This window comes from Phaeobacter sp. S60, assembly GCF_000826845.1.
In the GTDB taxonomy this organism is placed as follows: domain Bacteria; phylum Pseudomonadota; class Alphaproteobacteria; order Rhodobacterales; family Rhodobacteraceae; genus Phaeobacter; species Phaeobacter piscinae.
Genome location: NZ_JSWJ01000003.1, coordinates 38285 through 55475, shown reverse-complemented (window position 1 = coordinate 55475; position 17191 = coordinate 38285). Strand labels below are relative to the sequence as shown.

Sequence of the window (17191 nt, the reverse complement as noted above, 5' to 3'; positions counted from 1 at the left end):
CCAAACACCCCCCGCCCCTTTCGGCGGGGGTCTTTCATCCGGGACGCAGCCTGTCCGGGTGACCCTGCGCAGCCCGGTGGACGACAACAATGCATGCAGCCCCCCTCCCCCTGACCAAAGACGTGGTGTTGATCGGCGGCGGGCACACGCATGCGCTGGTGCAGCGCAAATGGGGAATGCGCCCCCTGGCAGGCGCGCGTTTGACCGTGATCAACCCCGGCCCCACCGCGCCCTACTCCGGGATGCTGCCCGGCTTCGTCGCCGGGCACTATGATCGGGGCGCGCTGGACATTGATCTGGTGAAGCTGGCGCGCTTCGCAGGGGCGCGGCTTATTCTCGGGGCTGCGGAACACATCGATACACACGCCCGACAGGTACATGTCGCAGGCCGCCCGCCTATTGCCTACGACGTTGCAGCGATCAATCTCGGCATCACGTCCGCGATGCCGGACATGGCCGGTTTCAAGGACCACGCGATCCCGGCCAAGCCGCTGGGCCGCTTTGCCGCCAGCTGGGCTACATATCTGGAGGGAAATGGCCCGGCCCATGTTGCGGTGATCGGCGGTGGCGTGGCCGGGGTGGAACTGATCCTCGCCATGGCCCATGCCCTGCGCGCCCGCAGGCGACTGGCCCAGGCCACGCTGATTGACCGTGGCACCATCCTTGATGACGCAGGCAGCAAAGCTCAGGCCCGGCTGCGAAAAGCGCTGCATGATTTGGGTGTTACCGTGATTGAGCAGGCTACGATCACACAGATTGAAGCCGCCCATGTGGTGCTGGATGATGGCCGGGCCATCCGCTCCGATTTCACAACAGGCGCGGCGGGCGCGCGCCCGTATGCCTGGCTTTCCAATAGCGGTTTGGGCCTGCACCATGGTTTTGTCCGCGTGGACAGCGCCCTGCAAACCAGCCAGACAGGTGTCTTTGCCAGCGGCGACTGCGCCCACTTCAGCACGGATCCGCGCCCCAAGGCCGGGGTTTACGCGGTGCGTCAGGCGCCGGTGCTTTACCACAATCTGCGTGCCAGCCTGACCAAGGATCCGCTGCGCCAGTATCAACCGCAAAAGGACTATCTGAAACTGATCTCCATGGGCGACAAGAGTGCCGTGGGCGAACGGTTCGGCCAGACCTTCTCCGGCAGTTGGATCTGGCGGTGGAAAGACCACATTGATCAGACCTTCATGGCGCAGTTCCGCGACCTTCCGCAGATGGAAACCCCGGATTTGCCCCCGGAACACACCCATGACCTGCCCGAGGTACTTGGAGAAAAGCCGATGTGCGGTGGCTGCGGCGCGAAGGTTGGCGCTCGCGCGCTGAAGGCCACGCTCAGTTCAGCGCCAGAGGTGCGGCGCGCGGATATCACGCCCCTGCCCGGTGATGATGCAGCGCTGTTGATGACTGGTGGGCAGCAACAGGTTCTCAGCACCGATCACCTGCGGGCTTTTACTGCGGACCCTGTTGTGATGGCGCGGATCGCGGCGGTGCATGCGCTTGGCGATATCTGGGCCATGGGCGCCGCGCCGCAAGCCGCAACCGCCAATCTGATCCTGCCGAAACTGTCACCGGAGCTGCAGGCCCGGACCCTGCATGAAATCATGGTCGCCGCCGGTGAGATCATCCGCGACGCGGGGGCCGATATCGTTGGCGGCCACACCTCTGTCGGGGATGAGCTGACCATCGGGTTTAGTGTCACCGGGCTCTGTCACAGGCAGCCCATCACCCTGGCCGGCGCGCAGCCCGGAGATGCGCTGATCCTGACCAAACCGCTTGGCACCGGTGTGATCATGGCCGCTGAAATGACCGGGGCTGCTGATGGCGTGGTCGTGGCGGGGGCCCTGACCTCCATGAGCCAGCCGCAAGGTCGGGCTGCTGAGCTGCTGTGCGGTGCCCATGCGATGACGGATGTGACCGGGTTCGGGTTGCTGGGGCATCTCCTTGGGATATGTGAGGCATCCAAGCTCGGCGCTGAGCTTCGTCTTGATGCGATCCCCTATCTGCCCGGTGCGGCTGCCCTGTCGGCACGGGGGATCCGGTCCTCTCTGTTTGCGGAAAACGCCGCCCAGTTGCCGGAGATTTCCACCGGTGGCGTGCAGGATCTGTTGTTTGATCCGCAAACGGCCGGCGGCCTGCTGGCTGCGCTCCCCGTGAGGCAGGCAGAAGCCCTGTTGCCGCAACTGCGCACCCATGCCCCAAATGCCACCATCATCGGCCATATGTCAGATAAGGCAGGCGCGATTACCCTCGCCTAAGGTGGGTGTAGCGTTGCAGACCTCCGGCACGGGAGGTTATCCAAGCGACAATTGATCAAGTTCACCAAGCAGATCTGCGGCCAGCCGGTCCAGATCAGCCTCCCCAAGATCCCCGGCCCGAAGTGTCGCGACAACATCGGCACCAATGCTCCGGCGCGCAGTCTGATAGGCCGGATCGTAATGCTGCACCATCAACGCCTCCGTCAGCGCTGGTTTGTCGCCTGCATCAATCAACTGCAACCAGCCATCAACCACAGCGTTGGAGCGATGCGCCCGCAACCCATCCAACCGGACACGCAGCATGTCACCATTGGACAGGATGTCGTCGTACCCCGCCAACAGGTAGCGGCAGCGCGCAGCAATGGAGGCCTCAATCTCAATTCTCGGGGCGCGTTTCATTCCTGACCACAGTCGCGGCGGAATGATCCGCGCACCAATTTTGCTGGATTCTGCCTCCACCAGTACAGGGCGATCCGGTGTCATCCGCGCCAACTGGCCAGCTATTTCAGACTCGAACGCCTTCTGGCTCGGCTGCGGCGTCGGGTGATCGCCCAGCAGTGAGCCGCGATGATGCGCCAGCCCTTCCAGATCCAAAACCTGCCCACCAAGGGACTGAACCCGTTTCAGAATGTCGGTTTTCGCGGTGCCAGTATAGCCATCAAGCGCCACAAAACGATGCGGCAGTTCGGTAGTATATAGATAGTCATTCACCAGGCGGCGGTAACTTTGATAGCCGCCCTCAACCACATCGGCGCGCCAACCGATCTGTTGCAGCAACCAGGTAAAGCTGCCCGAGCGCTGACCACCCCGCCAGCAATAGACCAGTGGCCGCCAGGAACCGGAATGATGGCTTAGCCGCTGTTCAACATGATCAGCGGCATTGCGAAACACTTTGGCCGCACCCACTTTGCGCGCCAAAAACGGGTTTTGCTGAACGTAGATCGTTCCGACTTCAGCGCGTTCTTCATTGTCCAGAACCGGCAGGTTGATGGCACCCGGCCAGTGATCCTCGGCAAATTCGGCGGGACTCCGCACGTCAATGACACAATCGTAGTCCTGTTCAAGTATTTCGGATAGCGATGTAAAACGAATGGTCATATCCGATGATCTACAGCGCCACGGACGTAAGGAAAAGTCGCATTCCCTTCGCCCTGTAAACATTTTATTATGGTTCGAAGATTCGTTTGAAATTCTATCTTTTGTTCCACCGCACCCGGCCCTGCCGGATGTGCACGGGATCCTTTTGTCCAACGGGAGGTAGGACATGCCAGAGCCACCGGTAGATACCTTGCAGTTCCCGGGCCATCTGATCCGGCGATTGCACCAAATATCTGTAGCGCTGTTTGCGGACCATATGGCACGCAATGACATAGACCTGACCCCGGTTCAGTTTGCCGCTATCGAAGCCGTGGCCCATGAACCCGGTGTAGATCAGGCGACGATTGCCGCCCGCATAGCCTATGATCGGGCGACGCTTGGCAAGGTGATTGACAGGCTGGAAGCCAAGGCGCTGATCCAGCGCGATGTCTCAACGACGGATCGGCGCGCTCGGGTGGTGACGCTGACCGACAGCGGGCATTCTCTGCTGCGCCGCGCCCTGCCGATTGTTGAGGAATTGCAGACCGATATTCTGACCGGCCTCAGCCCCGCCGAGCAGGTGCAGATGACCACACTACTGACGAAGGCTACGCAGGTCGGCGACCGTTTGCGCCGCGCACCGCACCGGGCGCCGGCAGCCCCGCTGAAAGACGACTAACTAAACTCCCATAACGCCCAAGGGGCCGAATAATATCGGCAAATTACGAACGACTGGATGGCCCGACCGGCCCCTACCAGCAAATATCCACCGATGGAGCGTTATTTTCCATAAGCCTTACGTGCCAGATCAATACGGGCCTCAAGCATGGACATCTCTTTCATGATGTCCTGACGCTTTGTCCGGTCGCCTGTGTCGATCAGCTGCTGTCGCAGATCGGACAGCGTCCGGGACAAGCTGACAAATTCCGGCACCCCGCCACTCTCCTGAACCAAGCGATTGACCAGCGCGTTCTCCGGGTCATCGACGTGGCGCAACGGCTTGCCTGCCCCTGACAAATTGTCAAAAGCGCCATCGGCCTCCGCCTTCTCGATGCGGGCATTGATAAGGTCAATCAGCGGGTGGTCCATAACCGTCTTATGCCCCAACAAAGGCAAAAAACAAAGACCGCGCCAGATATATGGCGCGGTCCAGTTTACTTTGATAAGCAGCGCTGCCGCTGCCGTCACTCACTTCTGGCTGATGCGGCCGTCGGTGTAGGGTTTATAGGGCGAATTTTCGACCAGATATTCTGCCATCACGTCAGCCAGATCCGGGCCGAAGTCATAGGCGTTCTTGTCGTCACCCGCGAAGACCTTGTAACCGTCGCCGCCATTGCGAACGTAGTTGTTGGTGACAACCACATAGGTCTTGGCCGGATCAATCGGTGCGAAACTGTCACCTTCGCCAACCATGACATCCTGAATGCGGCCCTCATTAGGGGCAACCGTGGGATCCCAGGTGAACTTCAGACCAGCGACCTGCGGGAAGCGGCCCTTGATCTCTTCAACCTGACTTACCCCGTTCTCCAGCGCCGCAATCACCTCCTCACCGGTGATTTCAAAGGTCGAGAGCGTGTTCTGGAACGGCAGCACCGTCAGGACCTCGCCCATGGTGACCTCACCGGGTTCCAGGCTGGCGCGGATCCCGCCAGAGTTGGCGATGGCGATGCTGACACCCTGATCCTTCACCCGGTCAAGCATGGCATCAGCCACCAGATTGCCCATCTGACATTCCTGAACGCGGCAATTGTTGCGGTCGCCGTCAACCGCTTCTGCGCTCTCTGCAACAACCTTGTTGCGGATCTCATCCAGCGGTTTGGCCAGCTCAGCAATACGGGCAACGGTGCCTTCGTCCTCAGTAACGGTACCGTCCATAATCAGCGGCTCACCCACCGCCTCAATGACATTTCCGGCATCGTCGAAGGTCACGTTCAGTTCGCCCAGGAACTTGCCATAGGCATAGGCCTGCACGATGGCCACGTCATTCACCATGGTCGGATATGGGCCTGCCGCCTTGTCCGAGGTGTTGGAGAGATATGTATTGCTGTGGCCGCCGACGATTACATCAACCCCCGTGGTACCGGCCGCGACCCGCTGATCAACTGCATAGCCCGAATGGCTGAGCACGATGATCTTGTTCACGCCCTCGGCTGTCAGCCTATCGACTTCGCCCTGCACCGCATCTACCGGATTGGTAAAGGTGATGTTCTTGCCCGGGCTGGCCAGATCAGGCGTATCTTCAGGGGTGAGACCAATGAGACCAATCTTCTCACCACCGCGCTCGATCACGGTGGATTTCTTCAGCACATCCGCCAGTGCCGGCTCACCGCTGACATCCGCATTGGACATCAGAACCGGGAACTGAACAGAGTCCATAAAGCCGCGCAGCACCTCAGGCCCATCGTCGAACTCATGGTTGCCAACGGTCATACCGTCATAGCCCAGTTTGTTCATCATCTCGGCGGCAACTTTGCCCTTGTAGTAGGTATAATAGAGCGACCCCTGAAACTGGTCGCCCCCATCCACAAGAATGCTGTTGTTGCTGCGCGCGCGCGCATCTGCAAGCGCGGTCACCAGACGCGCGGATCCACCAAAGCACTTGCCTTCGGCATTGTCGCCTTCGCGGCAGCCGCTGTCATATTTGCTGATCGGCTCAAACCGCGAGTGGAAGTCATTGGTGTGCAGAATGGTCAGCTTGTAATCCGCTGCGGCGACCCCCGCCGTCAGGCCAAGCGCGGCAACAGACGTCAAAAAACGCGTCATCATGAAAACATACTCCCTTATTGTTCTATTGGGCGAATGGTGCGGGGAAACGCGGGCGCAGTCAAAGGGGAAAAATCCACCACCCCACTGCCCTTGCGTCAACAGGCACCATATTCGGCCTTGATTCAGCCGGACACGCAGGGCATCACCGCGCCATGCTGATCTATAAAATCTTCCGCACCGACGAATGGACCACCCTGCAGACAGAGGGCGAGACCCTCGGCGCCCCGATCGATCTCAGCGATGGCTACATTCATTTCTCCACCGCCAGCCAATCGCAGGAAACAGCGGCCAAACATTTCGCAGGCGCTGACGGACTGTGGCTGATCGCGGTAGAGGCCGATCACCTTGGCGATGACCTGCGCTGGGAGGTCTCGCGCGGCGGGGCCGAGTTCCCGCATCTCTATCGCAAGATGACCATGGAGGACGTGCTCTGGGCCAAGCCGCTGCCGCTGGTCGATGGCACCCATCAATTCCCGGAGGACATGGCGTGAGCCTGACCGAACGTCTCGCCCTTGCGGCGCTGCACCGCTGTGATCCAGAGGCCGCCCATGGCCTGTCGATCAAGGCGCTGAAAATGGGACTGACGCCAACGCCTGGCCCGGTCACATCTGCGCGGCTTACGACGCGGATCGCGGGCCTTGATCTGCCCAACCCGGTTGGGTTGGCTGCCGGCTTTGACAAAAACGCAGAGGCGCTGCGCCCGCTCAGCCAGGCCGGTTTCGGGTTCATTGAAGTGGGGGCCGCCACCCCCCGGCCCCAACCCGGCAACCCCAAGCCCCGCCTGTTCCGCCTGACCGAAGATCAGGCCGCGATCAACCGGTTCGGCTTCAACAATGAGGGCATGACCGTGATCGGCCAGCGCCTCGCGGCCCGTCCACAGGATGCTGTGATCGGCCTCAACCTTGGCGCCAACAAGGACAGCAGCGACCGCGCGGCAGATTTTGCCAAGGTGCTGGCCCATTGCGGCGCGCATCTGGATTTCGCCACGGTCAATGTCTCCTCTCCCAACACCGAAAAACTGCGCGACCTTCAGGGCAAGGCGGCGCTCTCGGCCCTGCTCAACGGCGTGATCGAGACCCGCGACGGGTTGGATCGGCGGGTGCCTGTGTTCCTGAAAATCGCCCCGGATCTTGATCGCGCCGGGATCGAAGATATCGCCGAAGTCGTTGTTGAAACCGGGATTGATGCGGTTATTGCCACCAACACCACGCTTGAGCGGACAGGGCTCAGCAGCGCCCATCGCGGCGAAGCGGGCGGGCTGTCTGGTGCGCCACTGTTTGAGAAATCCACCCGTGTTCTGGCGCAGCTGTCCGAGTTGCTGGATGGTCGTGTGCCGCTGGTGGGCGTTGGCGGCATCTCCAATGCCGAGCAGGCCTATGCCAAGATCTGCGCTGGCGCCTCGGCAGTGCAATTCTATACCGCCATGGTCTATGCAGGGCTGTCTCTGGCCGGTGACATCGCGCGGGGGCTGGATCAGCTGCTGGCGCGAGACGGGTTCTCCAACGTCGCTGAGGCCGTTGGCAGTAAAAGAGGAGACTGGCTATGATCACCTATTGGCACAACCCGCGCTGCTCCAAATCCCGTGCGGGCCTTGCCCTGCTGGAAGAACGCGGCGCGACGGTGACCGTGCGGCTTTATCTCAATGATGCCCCGTCAGAGGCTGAGCTGACTGCGGTTCAGGCCAAGCTTGGTGTTCGCGCAATCGATATGATGCGCAAGGGTGAGAAGATCTTCAAAGAGCTGAACCTCAGCACGACCGATGACGACACGCGCCTGGTTGCAGCGATGGCGGCCCACCCGATCCTGATTGAGCGTCCCATCGCAATCACCGAGGAAACCGCAATCATCGGTCGTCCAACCGAGAGTCTCACTGCGCTCCTCTGACCACCTGTTGGAGTTGTGAGAAAGGCCCGCCGCGCTAGCTGCCGACCTGCGCCTCCAGTCGTGGATAGCGCAGACCAAGCGTGGTGCCGCGCGCCAAATTCAGCACCATCAGCGCCGCCCAGAGCCCGTGGTTGCCCAGTGTTGGCACCAGAACAACAAGCGCAACGACGTAGATTGCCACTGATTGCAGCATCGCGATCCGCATATCTCGGGTCCAGGTGGCACCGATGTAAATGCCGTCAAACATATAGCTGGCGACGCTGATCAGCGGCAGGATGGCCGCCCAGATCAAATAATCACGCCCCGCCGCGCGCACCTCCTCAGACGTGGACATCACGTCAATCAGCCACCCACCGCCAAGCCAGAAGAGCAGCCCCAGCGCAATTGCGCCGCCAACGCCCCATTGGCTGGCCACAACCGCCGCGCGCCGCAGCTGCATCCGCGCCTTGGCCCCCACTGCGCTGCCGACCAGCGCCTCTGCGGAGAAGGCAAAACCGTCTAGCGCGAAGGCGGTGATTTCAACAAATTGCAGCAGCACCTGATTGGCCGCCAGCGTGACATCGCCCAGATCGGCCCCAATGAACAGGAAGGTGGTGAAAGATCCGGTCAGCAAGACAGAGCGGACCATGATGTCGCCATTCACCTGCATCATACGCTTGAGGCGAACCGGATCAAAGACCCGCGCCCAGTTGCGCCACTGACGTCCCGCAAAGGCATCACGACACAGCCAAAGCCCCAGCGCAAGGCCGCTCCACTCCGCAATAAGGGTCGCGGCGGCGACACCCTCAACGCCCCAGCCAAGGCTCAGCACAAACCACAGATCCAGAAGGATATTGAGGCCATTCATCCAGATCTGGAGCACAAAGACCCCGCGCGTCCGCTCCACCGCGATCAACCAGCCGGTCACCGCATAAAGCGCAATGGTCGCCGGTGCGCCCCAAATCCGGATTTCCAGATAGGCCCGCGCCAGCCCTTCGACCTCGGCACTGGCTGGCGCCAGCGCAAAGGCGCCCCAGAACACAGCAGCCTGTCCGACGATAAATACGGCGCCCGCAGCGAAGGCCAGTAGGATGCCCCGGGTCAGCAGCGCGCCTGTCTCGGCCCAGTCGCCAGCACCGCGCGCCTGCGCAGCGAGCCCTGTGGTGCCCATCCGTAGAAATCCGAAGATCCAGTAGATCGTCGCCAGAATGACCGCCCCGATGCCAACCGCGCCAATTGGCGCCGCCTGCCCCATCTGGCCAACCACGCCGGTATCCACCGCGCCCAGGATCGGGACGGTGGCATTCGACAGCACGATCGGCAGCGCGATTTTCAACACGCGCTTATGGGTGATCGGCTTGGCCCCTTCGGCGGCAACGCTTGTCATCTGTGCCTAGGCCTTATCGCCCGGCGCAGCATCCGCCACAAATTCCGGCGAGGCCGAGGAGTGCGTGGCCGCCTCCTGCGGCATCAGAAAGTGGCCCGTTGCCTGAGCAAAAAGCTTGTCCCGGTGATCCTGCCAAGCCGCCACATGGACCGAGGCATAGCGACGACCAGACCGCGACACCGTGGCCCGTGCATAGGCATCCCTCGGCAGGCCAGACCGCAGGTAGTCCACAGTGAAATCAATGGTCTTGGGCTGGCGCGGCAGCTTACCAGCGGCCAATTCCTCAACATCAAGACTGCCGCTTTCGATCCGCTCCCAGAGGTTAGCCCAGGTCAGCGTCATGACCGCTGTCATCTCCAGAAACGCGGCTGTCACGCCACCGTGAATGGCAGGCAGAAATGGGTTCCCAATCAGTTTGTGGTCAAAATTCAACTGGGCCGTCAGCTCATCCCCTCGGCGGTCAAATGTGATGTTGAGAAAGCGCGCATAGGGCACGGACGCCACAAGGGCGGCGAGCGCTGCATCGCGCCGCTGTTTCACCACTTGGACGGGTTCGGGACGGGGGCGGCTCAAAACTTGCTCTCCACTGTAAAGGCGCCAACAGCGGTCGCGACCGGGTTTGCCTCGTCCTCGTCCATGGCGGTGGCGCGCACAAAGGCGACATTGCGGGTCATGTGATGACAGGTGGCACGGGTCAGGATCCGTTGTCCGGGAGTTGCCGCGCGCATGTAATCAATGCGCAGATCAATGGTCGCAGTCCCCCCTGGCCCCGAAGGATGGCACATCACCGCAGCGCCGCAACAGGTATCCATCAGCGCCGATACAGCCCCCCCATGAATAACTCCAGTTTCCGGATCCCCAATCAGCTTCTCATCATAAGGCATGATAATCTCGGCGGTGCCCTCCCCCAGTTCCGTCAACCTCATCCCCAGCTCCTGCGCGTGAGGAATGGCTTCTATGAACTGTCGCGCAAATCGCGTCTTGTCGACCATGAGGCCCCCTGTTGTTTTGATTTCCTCTTTATCAGCCATACCTTGGCCGAAGAGCAAGCCCAGCGGTTGAACCCCCTGTCGGTTGCGCTTAGTTTGCGGGTAAGGGAGAATTGAGAATGACCGAACAGAAATTGTCATTCAAGGAGATGTGCAGCGAATTCGACGTGACCCCGCGCACGCTTCGCTACTATGAGTACATCGAATTGTTGCAGCCCGACCGTGAAGGTCGATCCCGCTTTTATGGCGCCCGTGAGCGCGCCCGGATGAAGCTGATCATGCGTGGACGTAAGTTCGGCTTTCAGCTGGAAGAGATCCGCCAATGGCTGCTGATCTATGAGAATGAGGGCGATGAGGCGCAAAACCGCGCGTTTGTCGAAATGGCCGACCGCCAGATGGGGGAGCTGCGCAAGCAGCGCGAGCAGCTGGACGAGGCCCTGCAGGAGCTTCACGACCTGCGCGCCACGACGCTGAGCCTGCTGTCGCAGGACGCCTGACCGTTGCCCCTGTTGGGGAACCTATCATCGGCTTACCACCCGAAACGCCCCGCCAGTTTGGGGGGGCGCTTTGTGATTCTACCCAAATCACCCCACGATTTTTGCGATCGCAGCGCGGCGACTTCAGTCAAATTAATCGAACATAGTAGACGCAAAATCCGCGCCGATTATGCCGGTAAAACTTCAAAATACCCCTATTTCACAGGGCAACCCGTTGCGGCACAAACGAGATAACGCTGCGTCACCCTACCGGATCCTACGTCACCTCCCGAAGTGACGCAGCGTTCAACTTACGTCAACGTCAACTAACTGTTGTAAACGCCGGGCAAGCTGCTCACCTTAGTCTCACAACCCAGCAGTTATGAGTTACGACGATGACCGATGAAACCAAGACCATCCGCCAGATGTGCGATGAGTTCGGCGTAACGCCGCGCACATTGCGGTTTTACGAAGCCAAAGAGCTGTTGTTTCCAATCCGCGAGGGTCAGAAACGCCTCTTCACCAAACGCGACCAGGCCCGGCTGAAGCTGATCCTGCGCGGCAAACGGTTTGGCTTCAGCCTCGAGGAAATCCGGCAACTTCTGAACCTCTATCATATGGGCGACCAGCAGCTGACACAGCTGACCCGCACCTATGACATCGCCTGCGAGCGTCTCGCCGATATGGAGCGCCAGCGCGATGAGCTGAACGAGGCGATTGACGACTTGAAAGAGCAACTGCGTTGGGGGGATCGCGTGATCGCCTCAATGACCGCCAAACAAGAAGCCGCGGAATAGATCCCGGCCCCATGCTTGCCTGTCCCGGTTGCGGGAGAGGCGATCCAGACAGACACCGCAGAACCACAGCGAGGACCGCGATGCCCAGTTATACCGCCCCGATCAAAGACACCCAGTTCATTCTGCACAATGTTCTGAAGATCTCTGAAAAAGCCATCCCCGGCTACGACGAGCTGGATGCCGATTTCACCAACGCCGTTCTGGAAGAGGCCGGCAAGATCTCCAGCGAAGTGCTGCACCCGCTGAACACCGTAGGTGACACCGAGGGCTGCCGCTTGGAAAACGGCGTGGTCTATACCCCCACCGGGTTCAAGGCCGCGTTTGAGCAAGTGAAGGAAGGCGGCTGGACCGGTCTCGACATGCCGGAGCAATACGGTGGCCAGAACATGCCCTATATCATGGGTACCGCCGTAGGCGAGATGTTCTCTGCCGCGAACCAGGCCTTCACCATGTATCAGGGTCTGACCCACGGGGCGGCGTCCGCAATCCTCGCTCATGGCACCGACGCGCAGAAAGACACCTACCTGCCGAAGATGGTTTCCTGCGAGTGGACAGGCACCATGAACCTGACCGAACCGCACTGCGGCACCGATCTGGGCCTGATGCGCACCAAGGCAGAACCGCAGGATGACGGCAGCTTCAAGATCACCGGCCAGAAGATTTTCATCTCCTCCGGCGATCACGACATGGCCGACAACATCATCCATCTGGTGCTGGCCAAGATCCCCGGCGGCCCCGAGGGCATCAAGGGCGTATCGCTGTTCATCGTTCCGAAATTCATCGTGAAGGACGATGGCTCGCTCGGCGATCGCAACGGCGTGTCGGTCGGTAAGATCGAAGAAAAGATGGGGATCCACGGCAACTCAACTTGTGTGATGAACTACGACAGCGCCACCGGCTACCTGCTCGGCAGCGAGCACAAGGGCATGCGCGCCATGTTCACCATGATGAACGAAGCCCGCCTCGGCGTGGGCATGCAAGGTCTGGCACAGGCCGAGGCCGCGTATCAAAATGCCCTGGAATACGCCAAGGACCGTCTGCAGGGGCGCGATGTCACCGGCGTGAAAAACCCGGATGGCCCGGCTGACCCGCTGATCGTGCACCCGGACATTCGCCGCAACCTGATGGATCAGAAAAGCTTCGCAGAAGGCGCCCGTGCCTTCATCCTTTGGGGCGCGCAGATGATCGACCAGGCGCACCGCGCCGAGGACAAGGACGCAGACGGGCTGATCTCGCTGCTCACACCAGTGATCAAAGGCTTCCTCACCGATCTGGGCTACGATATGACCGTTCAGGCCCAGCAGATCTACGGTGGCCACGGCTATATCGAAGAATGGGGTATGTCCCAGTACACCCGCGATGCCCGTATCGCGATGATCTATGAGGGCGCCAATGGCGTTCAGGCACTGGATCTGGTTGGCCGTAAGCTGGCACAGGACGGTGGCAAGCACGTCATGGCCTTCTTCGAGATGGTCAAAGGTTTCTGCAAGGAAAACGGCGATATCTCCGAGGCTTACAGCAAGGAGTTCATTGAACCTCTGAAAGCAGCGTCGAAGGATCTGCAGGCCGCTGGCATGTATTTCATGCAAAACGGCATGACCAATCCGAACAACGCGCTCTCCGGCTCTTATGACTTTATGCATATGTTTGGCCATGTCTGCCTCGGTCTGATGTGGGCTGAGATGGCGAAAGCCGCGCAGGCTGAGCTTGACGCCGGGTCTTCTGACGCCGCGTTCTACGAGACAAAAATCGCGACCGGGCGCTATTACATGGCACGCCGACTGCCTGCGACCGCGCTGCACCTCAGCCGCATTCAGACCGGTGGCGACACCGTTATGGCGCTGGACGCAGACCAGTTCTGAGCCGCGATTTACGCAGATCGGAGCCCTTTTGTCACAGGGGGCTCCGTGACCTGCCCCGGTTTTCTGACATCGGGGCCGACATAACAGACTGGCGCTCCGGACACGTTTCGGTGTGCCGCAATCGGAGGAGAGACCATGCCCAAACGCTTTCGCCTCACACGCCGCTTGCCGGTCGCTATGACCGAAGACGGCTACCGCCGGTTGCGAAAATTCTCGCAGGAGGCTGGCCTCGACGAAGGTGAGGCCCTGTCCTTTCTATTTGAGAATTTCGACAGCGTGACAGACAGCGACAACCTCACCCACCGGCTGCGGCTCTTCAATGCCGAGCTTGAGGACCGCAAACGATAGGTGGGCACGCGCCACCAGCAGACAACAGATGCCACAAGGCACGATACAGACACCAAGGGGAGCCCCATGAGCGCAGAGCAACACTCCAGCTGGATGACCGACGAGCACCAGATGCTGGCTGATATGACAGCGCAGTTCATCACGCGTGAATGGGCGCCAAAATTCGAGACCTGGCGCAAGCAGGGGATGATGGATCGCTCCACTTGGAATGAAGCCGGCGCGCTTGGCCTGCTCTGCCCCTCCGTACCGGAAGAATACGGCGGTGTCGGTGGTGATTTCGGCCATGAGGCCGCGATCCTGATCGAAGGCAGCCGCGCCAATCTCGCCAGCTGGGGACACGGCATCCACTCAGGCATCGTCGCGCATTACGTGTTGGCTTATGGCACCGAAGAGCAAAAAAAGCGCTGGCTCCCCAAGATGATCACCGGCGAGCTGGTCGGCGCCTTGGCAATGACAGAACCCTCCACCGGGTCGGATGTTCAGCGCATCAAGACCAAGGCCGTCAAAGACGGCAACGCCTATCGGCTGAGCGGTCAGAAAACCTTCATCACCAACGGCCAGCACGCCAACCTGATCCTGGTTGCCGCGAAAACCGACCCCTCGCAAGGATCCAAAGGCATCTCTCTGGTGGCTGTGGAAACCGATGGCGCTGATGGGTTCAGCCGTGGCCGCAACCTCGACAAGGTGGGCCTCCATGCCGCCGATACATCGGAACTGTTCTTTGACAATGTGGAAATCGCGCCAGAGAATATTCTGGGCGGGTCCGAGGGCCAGGGCTTCTACCAGATGATGCAGCAGCTGCCTCAGGAACGGCTGATCATTGCCTGTGGCGCAGTTGGCGCGATGGAAGGCGCCGTGGAACGCACCATCGCCTATTGCAAGGAGCGCGAAGCCTTCGGCGGTCCGCTCACCCAGTTTCAGAACACCCGGTTCAAGCTGGTCGAGTGCCAGACCAAAACCAAGGTCGCGCGGGCCTTCTTGGACGAATGTATGGTCGAACATCTCCAGGGCAAGCTGACCGTCGAGAAGGCCGCGATGGCGAAATTCTGGATCACGGACACACAGGGCGATGTGCTTGATGAGTGTGTTCAGCTGCACGGTGGCTATGGCTTTATGCAGGAGTATGCTGTGGCGGAGATGTGGGCAGATGCCCGCGTCCAGCGGATCTATGGCGGCACCAATGAAATCATGAAGGAACTGATTGCGAGGTCCCTGTGACACGGCAAACGGCAGGCCATACTGACAGTGCCGGATGCCTCCGGCGGGAGTATTTGGGGAAAGGTGACAGGATGAGACGCGCCTCCCCCCGAGCTCTCCGCCTAATGGGTCGGCGCGCCGTCACCTTTCACGAGCATCGGCTCTCCAGCCTGTCCCGCACTGCCATCGTCGCGTCACCACTGTTAACGCGGAGTGAACACTCCGTCATCTTTCCACAAATACTCCACGGGGGTGTGGGGGTGTGAAACCCCCACGCGCTCCGGCAACAGGAAGGACATGTCATGAGCATCAAACTCCATTGTTTTGGTGAGAGCGGCCATTCCTACAAGGCCGCGCTGGCGCTTGAACTCAGCGGGATCGCTTGGGAGCCGGTCTTTGTCGATTTCTTCAGCGGCACCACACGCGGCGAGGCCTTTCGCAGCGACGTAAATGACATGGGAGAATGCCCGGTTCTGGTCGACGGAGATCTGACGCTCAGCCAGTCTGGTGTGATCCAGCAGTATCTGTCAGATACCTATGGCAAATTCGGAGGCAAGACACCGGAAGAGGCGCGCGAGATATTGCGCTGGCAGCTGTGGGACAATCACAAACTGTCCTCCAACGCCGGGCTCTGCCGCTTCCTGATGAATTTCCTGCCCGCAGATAAACGCCCGCAGGAGGTAATCGCCTTCCTGCAAGGTCGGCTGAAGGCGGCTTATGCGATCCTGGACAAACACCTTGAGGGACGCAGCTGGATCGTGGGCGACGGCCTCACCAACGCCGATCTGACCTGCTGTTCTTATCTCTATTACCCAGAACCCTTCGGCTTCGAACGAGCCGAGTGGCCGAATATCGACGCTTGGCTGTCACGGCTGAGCGCACAACCGGGCTGGAAAGCCCCCTACGATCTAATGCCCGGCAACCCGTCGGACCGAGCCTGAGGAGACTGATATGACCGAAGCCTATATCTATGACGCCGTGCGCACGCCGCGCGGCAAGGGTCGCAAGGATGGGTCCTTGCATGAAGTGACAGCCGCGCGGCTGTCGGCAGTGGCTCTCAACGCTCTGAAAGACCGCAACAACCTCGAAGGTCACGCGGTTGAGGATGTGATCTGGGGCAATGTCACCCAAGTCGGTGAGCAAGGCGCCTGCCTGGCGCGAACCGCTGTTCTGGCGTCTGACTTGGATGAATCGATCCCCGGCGTTTCCATCAACCGCTTCTGCGCCTCCGGTCTGGAAGCGGTGAACATGGCCGCCAACCAGGTCCGCGGTCGCGCCGGTCACGCCTATATCGCGGGTGGCGTGGAATCCATGAGCCGCGTGCCTATGGGCATGGACGGTGGTGCCATCGCAGTTGATCCTGCTATCGCAATCGACAACTATTTCGTCCCACAGGGGATTTCAGCGGATATCATTGCCACCGAATACGGGTTCTCGCGTGATGACGCTGATGCAATGGCAATGGAATCCCAGCGCCGCGCCAAGGCTGCATGGGACGACAACCGGTTTGCTGGCAGCGTCGTACCTGTGCGTGACATCAACGGGCTGACCATCCTGGACCACGACGAATACATGCGCCCCGGCACCGATATGCAGTCGCTGGGCGGTCTGAACCCTGCGTTCCAGATGATGGGTGAGCAGATGCCCGGCTTCGACAAGATCGCAATGCTGAAGTATCCACATCTGGAGCGGATCAATCACATTCACCACGCCGGCAACTCCTCCGGTATCGTGGATGGCGCCGCTGCCGTGTTGATTGGCGACAAGGAATTCGGCGAGGCGATGGGCCTGAAGCCGCGCGCGCGCATCAAAGCAACAGCCAAGATCGGCACCGACCCCACCATCATGTTGACCGGTCCCGTGCCTGTTACGGAGAAAATCCTGCGCGACAATGGCATGGCAATTGGCGATATCGACCTGTTTGAGGTCAATGAGGCCTTTGCCAGTGTTGTGATGCGGTTTGAGCAGGCCTTTGGCGTGGACCACGACAAGGTGAACGTCAACGGAGGCTCCATCGCAATGGGCCACCCGCTGGGGGCCACCGGTGCGATGATCCTCGGCGCGCTGCTGGATGAGCTGGAGCGCAGCGACCGTGAAACCGGTCTGGCAACGCTCTGCATCGGGTCCGGCATGGGCGCGGCCACCATCATTGAACGCGTGTAACCCAGGCGGCAGGAGAA

18 protein-coding genes are annotated in these 17191 nt (G+C 60.4%); 12 read left to right on the top strand and 6 right to left on the bottom strand.

Going from position 1 to position 17191, the window contains the following annotated elements; translation table 11 throughout:
• The first annotated feature begins 89 nt into the window (after positions 1-89).
• The gene (selD, locus tag OO25_RS01805; protein ID WP_040178199.1) at positions 90-2249 is read left to right on the top strand and encodes a selenide, water dikinase SelD; all 2160 of its coding nucleotides are present in this window, start codon (positions 90-92) and stop codon (positions 2247-2249) included.
• Between the two features lie 36 nt (positions 2250-2285).
• Here the strand turns inward: selD and mnmH are convergent, their stop codons facing one another.
• Entirely contained in the window at positions 2286-3347 is a 1062-nt protein-coding gene (mnmH, locus tag OO25_RS01800) for a tRNA 2-selenouridine(34) synthase MnmH (protein WP_040178198.1), read from the bottom strand.
• A 166-nt stretch (positions 3348-3513) separates the two neighbouring features.
• Between mnmH and OO25_RS01795 the strand changes: the two genes are divergently transcribed.
• Positions 3514-4005 (top strand): MarR family winged helix-turn-helix transcriptional regulator, encoded by a 492-nt coding sequence (locus tag OO25_RS01795; RefSeq protein ID WP_040173130.1) that lies wholly within the window; start codon positions 3514-3516, stop codon positions 4003-4005.
• A 101-nt stretch (positions 4006-4106) separates the two neighbouring features.
• On the opposite strand, the gene OO25_RS01790 is transcribed toward OO25_RS01795, so the two are convergent.
• Both OO25_RS01790 and OO25_RS01785 read right to left on the bottom strand, forming a co-directional pair.
• Entirely contained in the window at positions 4107-4415 is a 309-nt protein-coding gene (locus tag OO25_RS01790; RefSeq protein WP_040178707.1) for a DUF1992 domain-containing protein, read from the bottom strand.
• A gap of 99 nt (positions 4416-4514) precedes the next feature.
• Positions 4515-6092 carry a bifunctional UDP-sugar hydrolase/5'-nucleotidase gene (locus tag OO25_RS01785; protein ID WP_040178197.1) on the bottom strand — a complete coding sequence of 526 codons (1578 nt, stop codon included), beginning with the start codon at positions 6090-6092 and terminating at the stop codon, positions 4515-4517.
• A gap of 152 nt (positions 6093-6244) precedes the next feature.
• On the opposite strand from OO25_RS01785, the gene OO25_RS01780 reads away from it, so the two are divergent.
• From OO25_RS01780 to arsC, 3 genes are read left to right on the top strand one after another with little or no spacing between them, the layout of a single operon-like run.
• Positions 6245-6583 carry a DUF952 domain-containing protein gene (locus OO25_RS01780; protein ID WP_040178196.1) on the top strand — a complete coding sequence of 113 codons (339 nt, stop codon included), beginning with the start codon at positions 6245-6247 and terminating at the stop codon, positions 6581-6583.
• A complete protein-coding gene (locus OO25_RS01775) occupies positions 6580-7638 on the top strand; it encodes a quinone-dependent dihydroorotate dehydrogenase (protein ID WP_040178195.1) in 1059 nt (352 codons plus the stop codon). The genes OO25_RS01780 and OO25_RS01775 overlap by 4 nt, the downstream gene beginning before the upstream one ends.
• A complete protein-coding gene (arsC, locus tag OO25_RS01770; RefSeq protein ID WP_040178193.1) occupies positions 7635-7976 on the top strand; it encodes an arsenate reductase (glutaredoxin) in 342 nt (113 codons plus the stop codon). Before OO25_RS01775 ends, arsC begins: the two co-directional genes overlap by 4 nt.
• A gap of 34 nt (positions 7977-8010) precedes the next feature.
• Here the strand turns inward: arsC and OO25_RS01765 are convergent, their stop codons facing one another.
• From OO25_RS01765 to OO25_RS01755, 3 genes are read right to left on the bottom strand one after another with little or no spacing between them, the layout of a single operon-like run.
• The gene (locus OO25_RS01765) at positions 8011-9342 is read right to left on the bottom strand and encodes an MATE family efflux transporter (RefSeq protein WP_040178192.1); all 1332 of its coding nucleotides are present in this window, start codon (positions 9340-9342) and stop codon (positions 8011-8013) included.
• A 6-nt stretch (positions 9343-9348) separates the two neighbouring features.
• Positions 9349-9915 (bottom strand): PaaI family thioesterase, encoded by a 567-nt coding sequence (locus tag OO25_RS01760; RefSeq protein WP_040178191.1) that lies wholly within the window; start codon positions 9913-9915, stop codon positions 9349-9351.
• Entirely contained in the window at positions 9912-10334 is a 423-nt protein-coding gene (locus OO25_RS01755) for a PaaI family thioesterase (RefSeq protein ID WP_040178706.1), read from the bottom strand. The genes OO25_RS01760 and OO25_RS01755 overlap by 4 nt, the downstream gene beginning before the upstream one ends.
• Before the next feature lie 116 nt (positions 10335-10450).
• Between OO25_RS01755 and OO25_RS01750 the strand changes: the two genes are divergently transcribed.
• The 7 genes from OO25_RS01750 (at position 10451) to OO25_RS01720 (ending at position 17174) form a co-directional block, all read left to right on the top strand.
• A complete protein-coding gene (locus OO25_RS01750) occupies positions 10451-10828 on the top strand; it encodes a MerR family DNA-binding transcriptional regulator (RefSeq protein ID WP_024097600.1) in 378 nt (125 codons plus the stop codon).
• 374 nt (positions 10829-11202) lie between these two features.
• Positions 11203-11604, top strand: coding sequence for a MerR family DNA-binding transcriptional regulator (locus tag OO25_RS01745; protein ID WP_014874336.1), 402 nt, complete (start codon positions 11203-11205; stop codon positions 11602-11604).
• An 80-nt stretch (positions 11605-11684) separates the two neighbouring features.
• Entirely contained in the window at positions 11685-13466 is a 1782-nt protein-coding gene (locus tag OO25_RS01740) for an acyl-CoA dehydrogenase C-terminal domain-containing protein (RefSeq protein WP_040173115.1), read from the top strand.
• 135 nt (positions 13467-13601) lie between these two features.
• Complete coding sequence (locus OO25_RS01735) at positions 13602-13814, top strand: hypothetical protein (RefSeq protein WP_014874334.1); 213 nt, start codon at positions 13602-13604, stop codon at positions 13812-13814.
• A 66-nt stretch (positions 13815-13880) separates the two neighbouring features.
• Positions 13881-15032, top strand: a complete 1152-nt coding sequence (locus tag OO25_RS01730; RefSeq protein ID WP_040178189.1) for an acyl-CoA dehydrogenase family protein — start codon at positions 13881-13883, stop codon at positions 15030-15032.
• Positions 15033-15313: 281 nt separating this feature from the next.
• Complete coding sequence (locus OO25_RS01725; protein WP_040178187.1) at positions 15314-15952, top strand: glutathione S-transferase family protein; 639 nt, start codon at positions 15314-15316, stop codon at positions 15950-15952.
• A gap of 10 nt (positions 15953-15962) precedes the next feature.
• Entirely contained in the window at positions 15963-17174 is a 1212-nt protein-coding gene (locus OO25_RS01720) for an acetyl-CoA C-acetyltransferase (RefSeq protein WP_040173105.1), read from the top strand.
• Positions 17175-17191: the final 17 nt, after the last annotated feature.